Annotated in this window: 15 protein-coding genes; 9 read left to right on the forward strand and 6 right to left on the reverse strand. The window is 61.5% G+C overall.

The features are described from left to right. Positions 1–111: 111 nt before the first annotated feature. Positions 112–1401, forward strand: coding sequence for an APC family permease (locus H3V53_RS05035; protein ID WP_336597000.1), 1290 nt, complete (start codon positions 112–114; stop codon positions 1399–1401). 2 nt (positions 1402–1403) lie between these two features. Here H3V53_RS05035 and H3V53_RS05040 read toward each other — a convergent pair whose 3' ends face one another. Then, complete coding sequence (locus tag H3V53_RS05040) at positions 1404–2639, reverse strand: helix-turn-helix transcriptional regulator (RefSeq protein ID WP_336597001.1); 1236 nt, start codon at positions 2637–2639, stop codon at positions 1404–1406. 41 nt (positions 2640–2680) lie between these two features. Between H3V53_RS05040 and H3V53_RS05045 the strand changes: the two genes are divergently transcribed. Further along, positions 2681–3781 carry a helix-turn-helix transcriptional regulator gene (locus H3V53_RS05045; protein WP_336597002.1) on the forward strand — a complete coding sequence of 367 codons (1101 nt, stop codon included), beginning with the start codon at positions 2681–2683 and terminating at the stop codon, positions 3779–3781. A 16-nt stretch (positions 3782–3797) separates the two neighbouring features. On the opposite strand, the gene H3V53_RS05050 is transcribed toward H3V53_RS05045, so the two are convergent. Next, complete coding sequence (locus H3V53_RS05050; RefSeq protein WP_336597003.1) at positions 3798–4043, reverse strand: hypothetical protein; 246 nt, start codon at positions 4041–4043, stop codon at positions 3798–3800. A gap of 418 nt (positions 4044–4461) precedes the next feature. Between H3V53_RS05050 and H3V53_RS05055 the strand changes: the two genes are divergently transcribed. Continuing rightward, on the forward strand, positions 4462–5559 hold the full coding sequence (locus H3V53_RS05055) for a TIGR03118 family protein (RefSeq protein WP_336597004.1): 1098 nt from the start codon (positions 4462–4464) through the stop codon (positions 5557–5559). 244 nt (positions 5560–5803) lie between these two features. Here H3V53_RS05055 and H3V53_RS05060 read toward each other — a convergent pair whose 3' ends face one another. Together H3V53_RS05060 and phbB are read right to left on the reverse strand one after the other, a co-directional pair. Then, complete coding sequence (locus H3V53_RS05060; protein ID WP_336597005.1) at positions 5804–5962, reverse strand: hypothetical protein; 159 nt, start codon at positions 5960–5962, stop codon at positions 5804–5806. A 294-nt stretch (positions 5963–6256) separates the two neighbouring features. Beyond that, positions 6257–7000, reverse strand: coding sequence for an acetoacetyl-CoA reductase (gene phbB / locus H3V53_RS05065; RefSeq protein ID WP_336597006.1), 744 nt, complete (start codon positions 6998–7000; stop codon positions 6257–6259). Positions 7001–7634: 634 nt separating this feature from the next. Between phbB and H3V53_RS05070 the strand changes: the two genes are divergently transcribed. From H3V53_RS05070 to H3V53_RS05085, 4 genes are all read left to right on the forward strand, one after another. Then, a complete protein-coding gene (locus H3V53_RS05070; RefSeq protein ID WP_336597007.1) occupies positions 7635–7763 on the forward strand; it encodes a hypothetical protein in 129 nt (42 codons plus the stop codon). Between the two features lie 329 nt (positions 7764–8092). Then, entirely contained in the window at positions 8093–9172 is a 1080-nt protein-coding gene (locus tag H3V53_RS05075; protein ID WP_336597008.1) for a tartrate dehydrogenase, read from the forward strand. Between the two features lie 80 nt (positions 9173–9252). After that, the gene (locus H3V53_RS05080) at positions 9253–10224 is read left to right on the forward strand and encodes a LysR substrate-binding domain-containing protein (protein ID WP_336597009.1); all 972 of its coding nucleotides are present in this window, start codon (positions 9253–9255) and stop codon (positions 10222–10224) included. Positions 10225–10288: 64 nt separating this feature from the next. Next, a complete protein-coding gene (locus tag H3V53_RS05085; protein ID WP_336597010.1) occupies positions 10289–10804 on the forward strand; it encodes a GNAT family N-acetyltransferase in 516 nt (171 codons plus the stop codon). An 18-nt stretch (positions 10805–10822) separates the two neighbouring features. On the opposite strand, the gene H3V53_RS05090 is transcribed toward H3V53_RS05085, so the two are convergent. After that, positions 10823–11674, reverse strand: a complete 852-nt coding sequence (locus H3V53_RS05090) for an alpha/beta fold hydrolase (protein ID WP_336597011.1) — start codon at positions 11672–11674, stop codon at positions 10823–10825. A 249-nt stretch (positions 11675–11923) separates the two neighbouring features. On the opposite strand from H3V53_RS05090, the gene H3V53_RS05095 reads away from it, so the two are divergent. Then, positions 11924–12535 (forward strand): hypothetical protein, encoded by a 612-nt coding sequence (locus H3V53_RS05095; RefSeq protein WP_054923012.1) that lies wholly within the window; start codon positions 11924–11926, stop codon positions 12533–12535. A gap of 22 nt (positions 12536–12557) precedes the next feature. Here H3V53_RS05095 and H3V53_RS05100 read toward each other — a convergent pair whose 3' ends face one another. Beyond that, the gene (locus H3V53_RS05100) at positions 12558–13502 is read right to left on the reverse strand and encodes a pseudouridine-5'-phosphate glycosidase (RefSeq protein WP_336597012.1); all 945 of its coding nucleotides are present in this window, start codon (positions 13500–13502) and stop codon (positions 12558–12560) included. Positions 13503–13681: 179 nt separating this feature from the next. On the opposite strand from H3V53_RS05100, the gene H3V53_RS05105 reads away from it, so the two are divergent. Then, positions 13682–16420, forward strand: coding sequence for an MGH1-like glycoside hydrolase domain-containing protein (locus H3V53_RS05105; protein ID WP_336597013.1), 2739 nt, complete (start codon positions 13682–13684; stop codon positions 16418–16420). The last annotated feature ends 37 nt before the right edge of the window (positions 16421–16457 follow it).

Genomic DNA, 16457 nt, shown 5'->3' on the forward strand with positions numbered 1-16457 from the left:
CGCCCGTACGCGAAGCGCGTTTCGCTCGCGCCGGTGACATCGCGTATGCCTGCACTCTCGTGACGCGCGCCGCGAACTGCCCGATCAGCGACGCAATCAAGGAGCACTGAGATGACCGAACTGCGTCGCCGGATTTCGCCATTTGGCGGCACCGCGTTGGCCGTCGGCATGGTTGTCGGCTCGGGTGTATTCGGACTTCCAGGCCTTGCGGTGCAAGTGAGCTCACCACAAATCGCCGCGTTCGGATGGCTCGTCTGCGCAGTCGCCTGTTCTCCGCTGCTTTGCGTGTTTGCGATTCTCGGCACTCGCTACGCGAGCGCAGCGGGTATCTCGCGCTATGCCGAAGCCGCCCTCGGCCGACGCGCCGAGTACGCGGTCACGGCCGTACTGTGCGGCACTTTTCCGCTGACGGTCCCCGTGCAGTCGATGATCGGCGCAAGCTATGCGCTGGTCGCTTCCGGGCTGGATCAACGCGCGCTGCTCCCGTTGGCCGCGATGATCCTGGGCATCGCCGTGATCTCCAACCTGTGCGGCGTGCGCACGACTGCATTCGTCAATACCGTTTCGCTGGGTCTCATCGTCACGGCGGTACTTGCGCTCGGTGCCGCGCGTCCAGAGACTGTGCATGCGGGCATCCTGTTATGGACGCACCCGGACTGGTCAGGCATGACGCTATCGCAGATATGGAAAGTGAGCGCCCTGCTTTTCTGGGCATTTCTGGGCTGGGAGAATGTTTCGTTCGGGCTCGAAGAATTTGAAGAGCCGCAGCGGACCATCAAACGCGTCTATTTTTTCAGCTTTGTCGTCGTGGTCGTGCTGTATTTTTTCCTGGCCGCGGCTGTGAACGGCGCAGGCGATGACCTGCGCGTGAACACGACGGAAGGCATTGCCCGGCTGGTTCCGTCGCAATGGCAAACGCCCTTTGCACTCGTCACGCTCGCCGTGATACAGGCGACGGCCAACGCCTGGGTGTTTGCCGCCAGCCGTCTTTTCTACTCGGCCGGACGCAATCATTTGCTGCCGGAGATCTTTGCTGCCCTAGACAAGAAAGGCAATCCGCGCAATGCCGTGCTGCTCGTTGCCGCGTGCTTTGCGATCGTGCTGATTGCGACGGCGGCTCTTCACCTCGGCGTGCAGCATCTCGTGATGCTGGTCGATCAGAACTTCCTGGTGTTGTACCTCGTCTGCATCTTCGCCTGCTGGAAGATCGGGACCCGACTTCAGCGCTGGCTTCTCACGCCGCTCGCGCTATTGTCCTGTGGCTTTCTGCTCGCGGGATTCAGTTACACGATCCTTTATCCCCTTCTTTTGCTTGCCGTCGGCGTGATGTGCCAGCGCTCGCGCGCCAGACCCGGACTCATCAATCTGGCCGAGAACACCATGCCGCCGAACACGCGATAGCATCAGGCTGCATCGGCAACTCGCATACTGTTTTGCAAGACCATCGCAACAAGTTCAGCCTGCCTGTGCGTGGATGTCTTGGTCAGTATCTGCTTCAGATAGCCTCTCGCCGTTCCGATACCAATGCCGAGCCGCGCGGCGGCTTGCGCGAGATCGCTGCCCCGCGCGAGCAGCGCCGCCAGTTGCGCTTCGCGACGGGTAAGCTGAAATCTGGCGATCAACACGTCGAGATCGAGGCGTAATGGACCGTCGGGTTCTCTCACGAGCAGCATGCCGCACGCGCCTTTGGCACCGAGCGGCTCAATCGCTCCTTCATCCGCTGCAAAGGGCATCACACTGACGACAAGCGGCAGGCGCGGCGGCTCTCGCGACAAACACAGGCGCGCAGCCGGCTTCTGCTGGATGACACGCTCTCTCGCATCGCGGCCCGATTGAAACCACGCGGCTGACAACGCCATCGCTCGGTGCAACGCATCGGATTCGTCTCGCCTCGTGGCGAGAACATCACGCGTGCTCAACTGCAAACCATCGCCGCGTGAGGCGAGTACTTCCGCACATCGATTCACGAACACGGGACGCAACGCTACGTCGAAAAGTATTACGCCGATATCCACATAGGCAAGTACATCAAATGCCGATCGAACCTGCATATCCGTGGCGACGAGCCGGCGTCGCACTTCCACTGCGTTGACTAAATGCGGAACGATGAGGTTCATTGCATCAGCATCTGCATCGCTGAAATCCGCTGCGCCCAATTCCCGGCCCACCGTGAAGTAGACTTCGTGAACCGGCGTGCGCACGAGCGATGCAACGATTCCATAAAACCCGCCTGCCGGTCGCACCGCCTCGTTATAGATATCGGACCGAATGAAGTCCGCATCCGATATCGCCGATGTCTGACGCAGCGACGTACCAACGGGAATAGAGCGAATCCACTCCGGAGCGCGCATGTCGAATTCGCGCTGTAACCGCGACGCGCAAGTGCGTGTGAGACCAGTGAACACAAACAAGCCCGTGTCGCCGATGCTTGTCTCATTCAGAATGCCCTTGTGCGCACCAAGAGCGCGCGTAATCTGTTCGAGCGCACGCTGCCATTCGCCTGGCACCAGAGACGCCTGATAGATGTGGCGAACGGCAGCATGAATGTCATCGGTGCGAGCCATGTTCACCTCTGCATTAAATCGTTTCCCTCCCAAATGGGAGTAACGATTGCTCTTACCGTCTGACAGTATAGTCATGTCGAACCGAAACGCATGGTCGACGATTCACGGAGATCGACATGTCGTCCAAACATGCTGCGTTGGCCGGTCACGTGCGAAGGCTATGCTCGCTTGGCGTAGAGCCGCACGTCGTGATTCCTCACGTCGTCGAATCGGTTCGAGCGATGGTTGGCGCCGAATTCGGGATGTTCTTTTACGCGGACGAGCATTACGCAATGGTCGACGTATTCAGTCAGAACGACGCAACGTACGCCGCCATGCCGCAGTACCTGTCGCAGATACACAATACGGACGAAGAAGCCCGGGTAATGGGCGTCGACTTTAGCCACGCGATGCGCCGCGGCCGCGGCTATGAAAACAGCCAACGCGTTGACGGCAGACTGCTCAAAAGCATCATATACAACGAGCTTTGGCGACCGCTCCAGATTCGCTACAGCCTGGAACTTACTGCTTTCGACGGCGAGCGCGGGCGCGGCAGCCTTACTTTGCAGCGCGCACCGAATACGCGGCCATTCTCCGACAGCGACTCGGCAAGCATTCGGCCTTTATCGAGGCATATTGCTCACGCGCTCGCCTGCCCCACAGTCAGGCATCTGCATCATTGGGAAAATGGCCGATCGTCCATCATCGTGGCGGACGATATGGGTAAAGTCGTGATGCAAAATGCGGTTGGCAGCAGGCTGCTTGCATTGGCGAGCGGCGAAACGTCCGGCCTTGCGCACAATGCGCGAATTCCTGAATGGCTCACACCGCTGATCGCGAACTTCAATAGAATCTGGCGCGGCGGCAATGCTGCTCCCCCTGCTTACGAACGGTTCAATGCCGCCGGCCGCTTTGCATTCAAGGCATATCGGTTTGACGGTGCGAATGCAATAGCGGACCGCGCGCTCATTGCGATATACGTCGAGCATTTTCCGCCGCTCGCATTCGAAATAGAAACATTGGGATTTCAGCTAGGCCTAAGCGAGCGGCAGAGGCAACTCTGCACGCACCTGTTGCTGGAACGCTCGCACGCCGAGATCGCGCGCCTGATGGGTATCCGCGAAAACACCGTTATCGATCATGTTCGAAAGATCTACGGCAAATTCGATGTTCACAGTCAAGGGCAGTTGAAGGCCGTGTTTCGCAACGCGTATTCTCACGCGGAGCGCGAAGCCTGAACCTCGAGCGTAATAGTCAGGTGCGGAACAATCGGCTTCGCCGTTGCAAGTCGGCCACTACTTGCTGAACCTGCGGCCCCGCGTAGCGCGCCTCGCCCGCCAGCGTGCAGATTCCGCAGCCGTCAGTGCGATTCTCGACATGGTCAGGATCGAGCCACATGTCGACCACCTGCTCCAGCGTCGGCCGCTTCTTGCCCGCAAATAACGGGTCGAGCTTCTCCTGACCTTTTTGCATCGCCCGCCGGGCGGCCTCGGCAATCATTGCGTCGCGCGACTCGAAATGCCCGTAACTACCGCAACGTCGGCGGCATTATCGTGCCGATATGGCGCCGCGTGTTCGCGCATGATGAGGCTGGCCGTGCGATCGACGGTCTGCTGCTCGTGTCGATCGACTTTCAAAGCATTGCGTGGCACGCGCAATAGCCGCGTGTCATTGCCCTGAAAAATTACTTCGCATTCGCGATACATCGCTTCGCTTCGAGCCATGCATCGCGCCATTTTGGCGGCTTGAATGAGCCCGCGACCCCGACAACGTCGTTTGATATAACCGATGGAATAGACAGACTTGCATGGGCGTTCTGAAGAAGGCTCTCCCCGTATGAGCGAATCGACTCATTGAGCCATATTCAATCGATAAGTCATCCTTCTTATCGATACTTCAGATCATGAGGAAGAGGAACATGCAAGCACGCACATCGTTTAGCACTATTGCGATCGCCGGCATACTCGCGAGCGGACTCGTAGCATGCGGAGGCGGCAGCGATGACCCGCCTGCCGCGCCGCCCAGTCCGTTCACGTCGACGACGCTCGTCTCCGACGGCAGCATTCCCGCCGCGCACACCGACGCGAATCTGCAAAATGGCTGGGGAATCGCGTTCAACCCCAAGGGCACGTTCTGGGTATCCGACAACACGACGCACAAGTCGACGCTATATGACGGCAATGGCGTGGTGCAATCGCTCGTCGTGACGATCCCCGACGGCTCGCGCGGCCCCGCCGGTCCGACCGGCATCATCTTCAACGCCACATCCGATTTCGTCATCAGTGGCGCAGGCAACAGCAGCAGTGCCGTGTTCGTATGGGCCACGGACGCCGGCACGATTGCAGCATGGTCGCCGAAAGTCTTGCCGACACAAGCGGTCACCGCATTCGACGATTCGACGGGCGGCGCAATCTACAAAGGACTCACGGCAGCGACGCTGAACGGCCAGAACCTGCTGTACGCAGCGGATTTCCATAACGGCAAGGTCGATGTGTTCAATACTGCTTTCGAGAAGATCCAGCTCGACGGACAGTTCCGGGACCCCAACCTGCCCGCGGGTTTTGCGCCGTTCGGCATTCAGGCCGTTGGCAACAACATCTTCGTGAGCTACGCGAAGCAGAACGCAACGGCCAATGCTCAGGTTGTCGGTGCGGGTTTGGGCGTGCTCGACGAGTTCGATCTCGACGGGCATTTCGTCAGGCAGTTCGTGGGCATGGGGGGCGCGCTGAATGCACCGTGGGGCATCGCGCTGGCGCCGGCGAACTTCGGGCCATTGAGCAACGATTTGCTGGTCGGCAACTTCGGCGACGGCACGATCGAAGCATTCGATCCGAACAGCGCCAAAGACCTCGGCAAACTCACGCTGCATAGCGGGCAGCCGTTCACGCAAGCAGGGCTATGGGGTATGAGTTTCGGCAACGACGTCGATAATCAGCCGAAGAACACCCTCTTCTATGCGGCAGGGCCAAGCAAGACGACAGGCGTGTTTGGACGTATCGACGCCTCCGCGAATTGAACCAGGTCGCGATCGTCTTGCGAACGGCGCTCTTAGCGGAAATAAGCCGGAAATAAGTCGACCAGTCTGGCCGTGTTTGGCTTTGACGTAATTGAGCGCTTCTCTTTGACGTAATTGAGCGCTTCTTTCACCGCTTCTGACGTGCCGCGCAAACGTTTTATCTTTTGCTCGTATGGCGGCAACGCGGAATAAACCAGGCGAGCGCCCTTGCATGTCGCAAGGGCGCGAAGCTGTCAAACGTTGCCTATCGTCGCGCGCGCGAAAAATGGCACCAGCTGTGATGATCGAGATTCTTCAGCAACTCCGCGCGCAACCGCTCACGGCGATAGTGCTGCACCACCGACAGCAACGCAATCAACAGCACGGACCCTCCCAGCAAAACACCAATCCATGTTTCGTTCATTGCCATCCCCTATAGCAACCACTCTCGCGGTAATACGCGATGTATTCAAAGCGGGCATTGACCTGCCTTCGGACAGCTAGCGGCATGCATGCACTGCTCGAAGACCAGTTCGCGATAACGGCCCGCATCGCGATCCGCAGAAGTGCGCGGTCCGAAAGTACGATTCACGACGACGACCTGGTTCGTGCACCGGCATTGATAAAGCTGTTGTTTTGTCTCCACCACTTCTTCCTCGTCGGGCCCCTTGGTCCGCCTTCGCCAGACATGCATGGGCCCTTGTATGTCGTTATGTGATCAGTTCATATGCTGGCCGCCATTGACGGCCAGGTTCGCGCCCGTGATGAAGCCCGCGTCGTCCGTGCAGAGAAATGCGACGAGCGCGGCCACTTCTTCCGGCTTGCCGAGTCGGCCAGCGGGAATCTGCGGTAGGATCTTCGTGTCGAGAATGTCCTGCGGAATCGCCGTAACCATTTTCGTTGCGAGATAGCCGGGCGAAATCGTGTTGACAGTCACGCCCTTGCGCGCCACTTCAAGCGCAAGCGCCTTCGTGAAGCCATGCATGCCGGCCTTCGCTGCCGCATAGTTGGTCTGCCCGACAGAACCCTTCGAGCCGTTCACCGACGAAATATTGATGACCCGGCCCCAGCCGCGCTCCATCATCATTTCGCACACCGGCTTCGTCATGTTGAAGACGGAATCGAGATTGGTGCGCATGACAGCGTCCCAGTTCACCTTGTCGAGCTTGCGCAATGTCATGTCGCGCGTGATGCCGGCATTGTTGACGAGGATATCGACGGGTCCGACCTCTGCCGTGATCTTCGCGATGCATGCATAGCATGAGTCGTAGTCGGCGACATCGACAGGATAGGCGTAGAACACCCGGCCCGCTGCTTCCATCGACGCGAGCCAATCGTCCGAGCACGTGTTTCCCGGCGAGCACGTCACGACCACACGATATCCCGCGTCGTGCAGACGGATACTGATGGCCTCGCCCAGGCCGCCCATACCGCCCGTTATCACAGCAATTCGATTAGTCATCCTTTACACCTATCAGACGTTCGTTGCGAAACTCTCCGATCGTCAAAGGCTGGTTCGCAGATGCAGCCGTTGACTGGTCTCCCCGACTGATCGTTCCGGCCGCTTGCGCGGCCTGCGCATTGCTTTCGCTGCGCTAAATGTGGACGAGTTACTCGACGGCGGCCTGACGCACGCGCGCTGTAGCCGCCTTGTCACTCAATCGCCTATTCGTATGCAGATTGAGTCCTGCTTGCCGATGAACTGGAACGACCCACTCCGATGCCGTATGGACTGCCCGATGCCGAGTGTGCATTCACGCGACTCCCGTTAGTCTTACTAAATGGACTGACGCCACGTTCACAGCGGGGCCGCACTGTGTCATTCGAATAGCATGGCTGTTCGCAATGAATAGTTGTTTGTGCGAAGCAGCAATAGAAGCGTCATTCTAAACACATCATTTGACAATTGATGAGCACTCTCGCGTCGGTAGTTACCCTGGGTGGCAACACGAGGGTTCGGTGGCGTCACTTAACGGTCCGCGTTACCGACCGGACGGTTTGCGTGACATGTCAGTGCGAAGGCAAATACGGCACAAGATCGAAACGCGCCGACGGGCTGTGCGGCGCGATTTCGTTTCGACAGATTGGGTTGCGAGATGAAGCGTGTCACCTCTGCCGGCGCGCACGCGCTCACCTCAGTTATCGTCGCTGCGGCTAGGAAGATGCTCGTGTGGTACTGGCTCGGCTGCATCGGCATCGAGCTGGTCGTTGCGTGGCGCTTGTGACGGTGGCTTGCCCGTCGAGCTTCTTTTGGGGTCTCGAGGCTTGTCGGCCGCAGTGGCGGGCGGATGAGAAGGCATGATCGTCTCCTTCGATAACGAATGCTGTCCCTGACATGATAGACCGCAATAAACGGCCTATTGCGCACGAACGCCGCCGACATTACGTTCCGCGGCGCTGTGCAAGACGCCTGTCGCACCGCTATTTACACATGATCGGTACGGTTTCGAATTGAGCGCTTCATTCACACTTCGTGCATAGTCGCGAATAACGGCGCCAACAGGCCGAACCCAACGCAGCTGCATTTCAACCATCTTCCGACAAGGACTCGCATATGACCCGCACTTATCGCATCGCAGTGATTCCCGGCGACGGCATCGGCAAGGAAGTCATGCCCGAAGCGCTGCGCGCGCTCGATATCGTCAGCAAGCGCTACGGAATCGGCCTCGATTACCGGCATATCGAATGGGCGAGTTGCGACTACCATGCGCAGCACGGCCAGATGATGCCGGACGACTGGAAGACACAGCTCGAAGGCATGGACGCCATTCTGTTCGGCGCGGTCGGCTGGCCTGCCACCGTGCCCGATCACATCTCGCTGTGGGGCTCGCTGCTGAAGTTCCGCCGCGAGTTCGAGCAGTACATCAATCTGCGCCCCGCTCGTCTGTTCGACGGCGTGCCGTCTCCGCTGGCGGGTCGCAAGGCGGGTGATATCGATTTCATGATCGTGCGCGAGAATACCGAGGGCGAATATTCGTCGGTGGGCGGCACGATGTTCGAAGGCACCGAGCGCGAATTCGTCGTGCAGCAGTCGATCTTTACGCGCAAAGGCTCGGAGCGCGTGCTCAAGTTCGCGTTCGATCTCGCGCAGCGTCGCGCGAAGAAGATCACCGTGGCGACGAAGAGCAACGGCATCTCGATCAGCATGCCCTGGTGGGATGCGCGCGCAGCCGAAGTGGCCGCGCAATATCCCGACGTGACGTGGGACAAGCAGCACATCGACATTCTGTGCGCGCGCTTCGTGCTGAATCCGGACCGCTTCGACGTCGTGGTCGCGACCAACCTGTTCGGCGACATCCTGTCCGATCTCGGCCCCGCCTGCACGGGCACGATCGGCATCGCGCCTTCCGCCAACATGAATCCGGATCGCGTGTTCCCGTCCCTGTTCGAACCCGTACACGGCTCCGCGCCCGACATCGCCGGCAAAGGCATCGCCAATCCGATCGCGATGATCTGGTCCGCGGCGATGATGCTCGACTTTCTCGGCAACGGCCAGGGCCAGGAGCGCCAAGCCCACGACGCAATCCTCGCCGCCATCGAAGCCGTGCTCAAGCAAGGCCCGCATACGGGCGATCTTGGCGGCAAGGCGAGCACGGAGGAGGTCGGCGCGGCCATCGCGCAGCGTCTTGCATGAAGCATGCGGATACACGAACGCGGCGGCACTACGGGCTTGCCGCAATGTTTGCGCGGCTGGATCAGACATAACATCAGGTCATGCCCAATCTCCGCAAGAAATTGCCGAGTGCCAATGCGCTCTTCGTGTTCGAAGCGGCCGCGCGCTGCGGCAACTTCACGCGCGCGGCGCAGGAACTCGTCGTCAGCCAACCCGCCGTGAGCCGCATGCTCGCGCGGATGGAGGACCATCTCGGCGTGCGTCTGTTCGAACGCATGCGCGGCGGCATCGAACTGACGGGGAGCGGCAAGATCCTCTATCGCGCGATCTCGGAAGGCTTCAACGGCATCGAAAACGCCATCAGCGAAATCGAAGCGCGCGCGACTGGCGTCGAGCCGGTCACGCTGTCCGTGTCCACGGGCTTTGCGACGCACTGGCTGATGCCGCGCATGAGCCGGCTGAACCGCGCCTTCCCTCATGTCGACCTGCGCTTCCAGCTTCTTGCGTCGCGCGACGGCGGCCCCGTCAACGATGTGGATCTCGGCATGCGTTTTCTGCACGACAGCGAGATCGACGAACACGCTTTGCTGCTGATGCCGGAAACGTGGGTGCCCGTGTGCAGCGAGCGCTATCTGGAGGCTGCAGAAGCGGACGCGGGCGATGCGCATGGGGATACGCTGCTCGTCGCGGACCAGGACCACGATGGCTGGCAGACGCGCTTCAATACGCTGGTTCAACAGGGGCGTTGCACCGCGAACACGTCGAGTCCCGGCGATTGCGCGGCCGTCGTGCAGGCTGCGCTGCTCGGCGAGGGCATCGCGGCCGGCTGGCTCGACGTGGTATCGCATTGGCTCGCGCGAGGTGCGCTGCGGCCCGCGCACGACGATGTGATCGTGACCGACCGCCGATGCTGTCTGGTGCGGCCCGCGAACAAGCCATTGCGCCCGCTTGTCGATAGGCTGCGCGACTGGTTGCTCGAAGAAATGCACAGCGATCTGCTAGCTATCGACAAGCACTATCCAAAGCTGGGCTTGCGCGACGCGATGCAGGAAACCGGGTTGAGATTCGCCTGAGCGTCGGGTGCCTTAGGAAAACGCAGCAGGCAACGCCTTTGCGCTCGTGCCTTAAACTCACGCGATGGCAACCGACCACCCGACCATCCGTCCCTTGAGCGCAAGCGATGCCACGGCGTATGCGTCGCTGCGTCTGCTCGCTATCGACGAAGCGCCGGAGTCGTTCCTGTCGACGCGAGAAGAAGAAGAAAAACGATCGATCGATGAAATCGTGGCGCGCATCGCCGCAACGGCCAATCAGGTCGTGTTCGGCGCGTTTGCTGCGGGCACGCTCGTCGCCGTGGCGGGGCTGAGGCGTTATCCGTTACGCCCCGTCCAGCAGAAAGGCTTTCTGTGGGGCTTGTTCGTCGTGCAGACGCATCGCAGGAACGGCATCGCGCGGCGACTGATCGTCGCCGCGACCGAGCACGCGCGCGCGATGGGCCTCACGCATATTGCGCTCAACACGGGCGCCGCGAATGCCAGCGCAATCGCGCTGTACCGGTCGGCGGGTTTCGAAGCGGTCGAAGAAGATCCGTGCGACGACGATTTCGCCGACGATGCCGAACGCGAAGTCCAGATGGTGTTGCGTCTCGTCTGACGAGACGCGCGACGGGCCTCAGTGATCGAGGAAGGAGCGCAGCATGCGGTTGAACGCCGCCGGGTTCGCCACGTTCATGCCGTGCGATGCCCCCGTTATGGTTTCGCGCTGCGCGAGATAGATCCACTGTTCGAGGCTGTCGACGTTGTTGCGGAACATGCGCGGGCTTTTCTGCCCATCGATCAGCAGCGTGCGGCATGCGACCTGCGCCGCTGCGTCGCGCGAATAGGCGGGCAGCGGATCGCTGAACTGCTTGGGCAGCGTGCTCGCATTGTCGACGGCCATTCTGCGAAAAGCCGCCGTGCTTTTTTTCCACGCACCGGGCGCGCTGACGGAATCGACGAACAGTTCGAGACCGGCCTCCACGACGCCCGCTTCGATCATGTCCGCTACCTTGGCGCGCAACGCGTTCATCGACGGCGGCAACGACGCTTCGCGCGTGTTATCCAGTTGCAGCGGACCCCCGGGGTCGGCCAACGTCAGCGTCTTGACGAGACGCGGATAGTCGCGCGCGAGTTGAAACGCAACACATCCGCCGCGCGAATGCCCGACGAGATGAACAGGCGCGAGATCCAGCGCCGCAATGAATTCCGCCAGTTCGCCCACATGCGCATGCCAGCCGAACTCGTTCTGAATACAGGCTTCGGCGGCGGGCCAATAGTGACTGAGGCTCGGTGCGATACAGCGGAAATGCGCGGACAGTGGTTCGATCTGCGCGTCCCAATAGCGGTAGTCGCACAGCGAGCCGTGCACGAACACAACGGGCTCGCCCGCGCCCCGCTCGACATAGGGAATGCAGATTCCCGATGCCGCAGTCGCGAAGTTCAGTTGAGGATCGACCAGCAACGAAGGGTCGGTGCGCATGTTCATGGCAGTCGCAGTCTCGCGGGGGTGTGTTGCGGCTACTATGCCGGAATCCGCGTCGTAAGAAAAACGCGTAATTCGGATCGAAGCGTTCAGATTTTCTGATTGGCGCACGGACCATCCAACGTCGGCGAATGGCTGTGTGCTCGTGAAGCATTCACTGAAACCGCCCGAGTCCGCAGTCACACGCACGTTCATCGCGATGCCCTATCATCCGACGATGATCACAGGACGCCATCAGCGGAGCCATCGAAGATGAAAAAACGCGAGTTCCTGACCAGCGCCGCTATGCTGGGCGTTACCACGACGTCTGCATTCACTGCGACGAGCGCAACAGGCGCGAAACGCGACCACGCTGCGTGCGCACCAGCGCCTGCGATATTGACGCTCTCGGGGGCGATCAGCCGCACGAACCGCGGCGCGCTCGACCCGGCGTTCGACCAGATGATGAACAGGCAGCTGGTGAAATTCTCGGGCGCTTACACGTTCGATTATCCGACGCTCACTGCCATGCCCGCCGTGACGATCAAGCCCACGATCGAATACGACGCGAAGCCGCACACGCTGAGTGGTCCGTTGCTGACGAGCGTGCTGGAGCAGGCCGGCGCGCCCACGGCGGGCGACACCCGAATCGGCATGCGCGCCGTCGACGGCTACGTCGTGCAGACCACGCTCGAGAACGTGCGCGCGTGGCGCTTCATCGTCGCGACACATCTGGACGGCAAGCCGATGGCATTGGGCGGGCTGGGCCCGTTGTGGGCCATCTACGACGCGGACCACATTGCCGAACTCGCGACCAAGCCGCTGAAGGACCGCTTCGTGTTGAGCCCGTGGGGTCTCTATCAGATACAGGTGACGGCCGCGTAACAGCGCCACCGCCGACCACACGCTAGTCCGCCCGATCGCGCTGCGTGTCGGCGAGCGCCAGCGCGAGCCGTGCGCCAACTTCGGCGTTGTGCTTCACCAGCGCGATATTGGTCGCGAGACTGCGTCCGCCCGTCAGGGCCTTGATCCGCGCCAGCAGGAAAGGCGTCACAGCCTTCCCTGTGATGCCTTGCGCGGCACACTCGGCGAGTGCCTGGCGGGTCAACGCGTCGATCTCCGCGGACGGCATCTCCACCGCCTGCGGCACGGGCGTGCTCAACACCACGCCGCCCGCGAGCCCCAGGTCCCATTTGGCGCGGATGAAGCGCGCCTGCGCGGCTGGGTCGTCGAGTCTGAAATCCGCGCGAAAGCCGCTGTCGCGTGTGTAAAACGCGGCGAAATTGTCCTGCTCGCAACTCAGCACGGGCACGCCATGCGTCTCCAGGTATTCGAGCGTCAGGCCGATGTCGAGGATCGATTTCGCGCCCGCGCAAACCACGGCGACAGACGTCTTCGCCAGCTCCTGCAAGTCGGCGGAAATGTCGAAGGTTTCGGACGCGCCCCGATGCACGCCGCCGATGCCGCCCGTCACGAACACTTCGATGCCCGCGAGCGCCGCGCAGATCATCGTGCCCGCGACGGTCGTCGCGCCAGGCGCACCGCTCGCGAGCACGGCAGGCAAATCGCGGCGGCTGACCTTGTGCACCGCATCGGAACGGCCGATCAGTTCGAGCTCGTCGTCCGACAGCCCGATGCGGATTCGCCCGCCAAGCACGGCGATCGTCGCGGGCTCGGCGCCCATGCCGCGAATCAGCGCCTCCACTTCGCGCGCGGTGCGCACGTTGTGCGGGTAAGGCATGCCGTGCGCGATGATCGTCGATTCCAGCGCTACGAGCGGTCGGCCGGCCGCCTGCGCGGCGGCCACCGGCGCACTGAAGCTCAGCCACGCGCGTGCGAGGTTCGCAACCATGTCGAAGCTTCCAGCGATGTGATGTCCCCAAGTATGCACACATCGCGCGACGGAATGAAAATGATAGGTTCCGTGAGGTGTCGGCTGCTGCGCGATCAGAGCGGCGCGGCGCGAGACGTGATGGAAAAAGCACGGACGTTCATCCATGAACGTGCCGGACGTTCGATTCGGGAGGCACCATGCAGCTGCCAGGCGCTATCAATCTGCTTCAGTCGAAGGAAGGTGCGCGTCTTCACGGTCCCGACATCGCCCGATGGCGCCGCTGGGGACCGTACCTGAGCGACCGCCAGTGGGGTACCGTCCGCGAGGACTACAGCGAATACGGCACGGCGTGGGAGTACTTTCCGCACGATCATGCGCGCAGCCGCATGTATCGCTGGGGCGAGGACGGCATCGGCGGATTCGGCAACGACCCCCTCGACTGGTGCGTGTCGCTCGCGCTGTGGAACGGGCGCGATGCCATCATCAAGGAACGGCTGTTCGGGCTGACGAATGCGCAAGGCAATCACGGCGAGGACGTGAAGGAGCTTTACTTCTACGTCGACGGCACGCCGACGCATTCGTACATGAAGATGCTCTACAAGTATCCGCACGACGCCTACCCTTATCGGGACCTGATCGAGGAAAACGCGCGGCGCGGCGCGGATCAGCCCGAATATGAAGTGCTCGACACGGGCGTGTTCGACGACAACCGCTACTTCGACGTGTGGATCGAATATGCGAAGCACACGCCCGATGACATCGCGATGCGCGTGAGTGTCGAGAACCGCTCCGACCGCACAGCCGCGCTGCATCTGCTGCCGCAGTTCTGGGCGCGCAACCGTTGGTCGTGGTCGGGCAAGCCCGGCAAGCCTTCGCTGACGCTCGACACGCGTGCCGACGGCGCGCGCGTGATCGCCCGCAATCCCTCGCTCGGCACGACGATCGTGACGGCGCATGCGCAACAGCCCGTCGAATGGTTGTTCTGCGAGAACGAGACCAACGTGCGCCGCATTTTCGGCATCGACGGCGAAGGACCATTCAAGGACGGCTTCAACGATTACCTCGTCGACGGCGACGAAAAGGCCATCCGCCGCGATGCCGGCACGCGCGCCGCCGCGCATGTGTCGATGCAGATCGCGCCGCACGAACGCGCCGTGATGTATTTGCGCTGGCGTCCCGAGTCGCCCGACGATGCCGCGCCGCTCGATCTGCCGGCGCTTTTCGCGCGCCGCGAAGCGGAGGCCGACGAGTTCTACGCAGCGCTTCAGCACGACATCGCCGACGCCGATGCGCGTCTCGTGCAGCGGCAGGCGCTCGCCGGCATGCTGTGGACCAAACAGTATTACCAGTTCGACGTGACGCGCTGGCACGACGGCGATCCCGGCCAACCGGCGCCGCCGCGCGAGCGCAGACATGGCCGCAACGCCGACTGGCGGCACATGTGCAATGGCGACATCGTGTCGATGCCGGACAAATGGGAGTACCCGTGGTACGCGTCATGGGATCTCGCGTTTCATGCCGTGGCGTTCGCCTTGATCGATCCCGACTTCGCGAAGAAGCAGCTGCAACTGCTCGTGAAAGAGCGCTACATGCACCCCAACGGCCAGCTGCCCGCCTACGAATGGGCGTTCGGCGACGCGAATCCGCCTGTGCATGCATGGGCGACGTGGCGCGTGTATGAACTCGACCGCGAAGTGACGGGCGTCGGCGATCACGAGTTTCTCGAAGTGATGTTCCATAAGCTGCTGCTCAACTTCTCGTGGTGGGTCAACCGCAAGGACGCCGACGATCGCAACATCTTCCAGGGCGGGTTTCTGGGGCTCGACAACATCGGCATCTTCGACCGCTCTTCTCCGTTGCCCACGGGCGGGCGCATCGATCAGGCGGACGGCACCGCGTGGATGGCCTCGTATGCGCTCGACCTGATGCAGATCGGCCTCGAACTCGCGATGGAAAACGCCGCGTATGTCGAGATCGCCGTGAAGTTCTTCGAGCACTTCCTGTATATCGCGGAAGCCGTCAGTTGCGGTGAGACGTGCAACACGGGCTTGTGGGATACAAAAGACGAATTTTTCTATGACGTGCTGCATCTGCCCGACGGAACGCGTGTGCCGATGCGCATTCGCTCGATCGTCGGCCTGATTCCGCTCTTCGCCGTGCACGTGCTCGACGAAGGCATCTATGGCCATTTGCCGGGGCTGCGTGAGCGTCTCGCGTGGTTTCTCGATCACCGGCCGAATCTTGCAAAGCTTGTGTCACGATGGACGGAGCCCGGCAAAGGCAACACGACATTGCTGTCGCTGTTGCGAGGCCACCGGATGAAATCGCTGCTCAGGCGCGCGCTCGACGAAAACGAGTTCCTCTCCGCGCACGGCGTGCGGGCACTGTCGCGCGTGCACCTCGACGCACCGTATGAGTTCAGCCACGACGGCGTGAACGTGTGCGTCCAGTATCAGCCTGCCGAGTCGAACTCGCGCGTGTTCGGCGGCAATTCGAACTGGCGCGGCCCCATCTGGATGCCCGTCAACTATCTGCTGATCGAATCGCTGTACGAGTTCCATCGCTACTACGGCGACGGATTCCGCATCGAACATCCCGCGGGCTCGGGCGATGCAAGCTCGCTCAGCGAGGTCGCCGACGATCTCGCGCGACGTGTCACCACGCTCTTTCTGAAGAACGAGCAAGGCGTGCGGCCCGTGATGACTGCGTATCCGTTATTGCAAGCCGATCCGCGCTCACAGGATCTGATCCTGTTCCATGAGTACTTTCACGGCGACAACGGACGCGGCGTCGGCGCATCGCATCAGACGGGCTGGAGCGGCCTCGTCGCGCTGCTGCTGCAGCCACGCATGATGAAGCTCTCGCACGTCACGCATGACTCGCTGCCCGCCGTCGTGACCGTCGCGCAAGACGCTGTGCCCGAGACGGGACGCTAAGCCGGTCGCCGTCGGCTCGCGCGCTTCGCGGCCGCTT

Source organism: Paraburkholderia bengalensis (genome assembly GCF_037126505.1).
In the GTDB taxonomy this organism is placed as follows: Bacteria; Pseudomonadota; Gammaproteobacteria; order Burkholderiales; family Burkholderiaceae; genus Paraburkholderia; species Paraburkholderia bengalensis.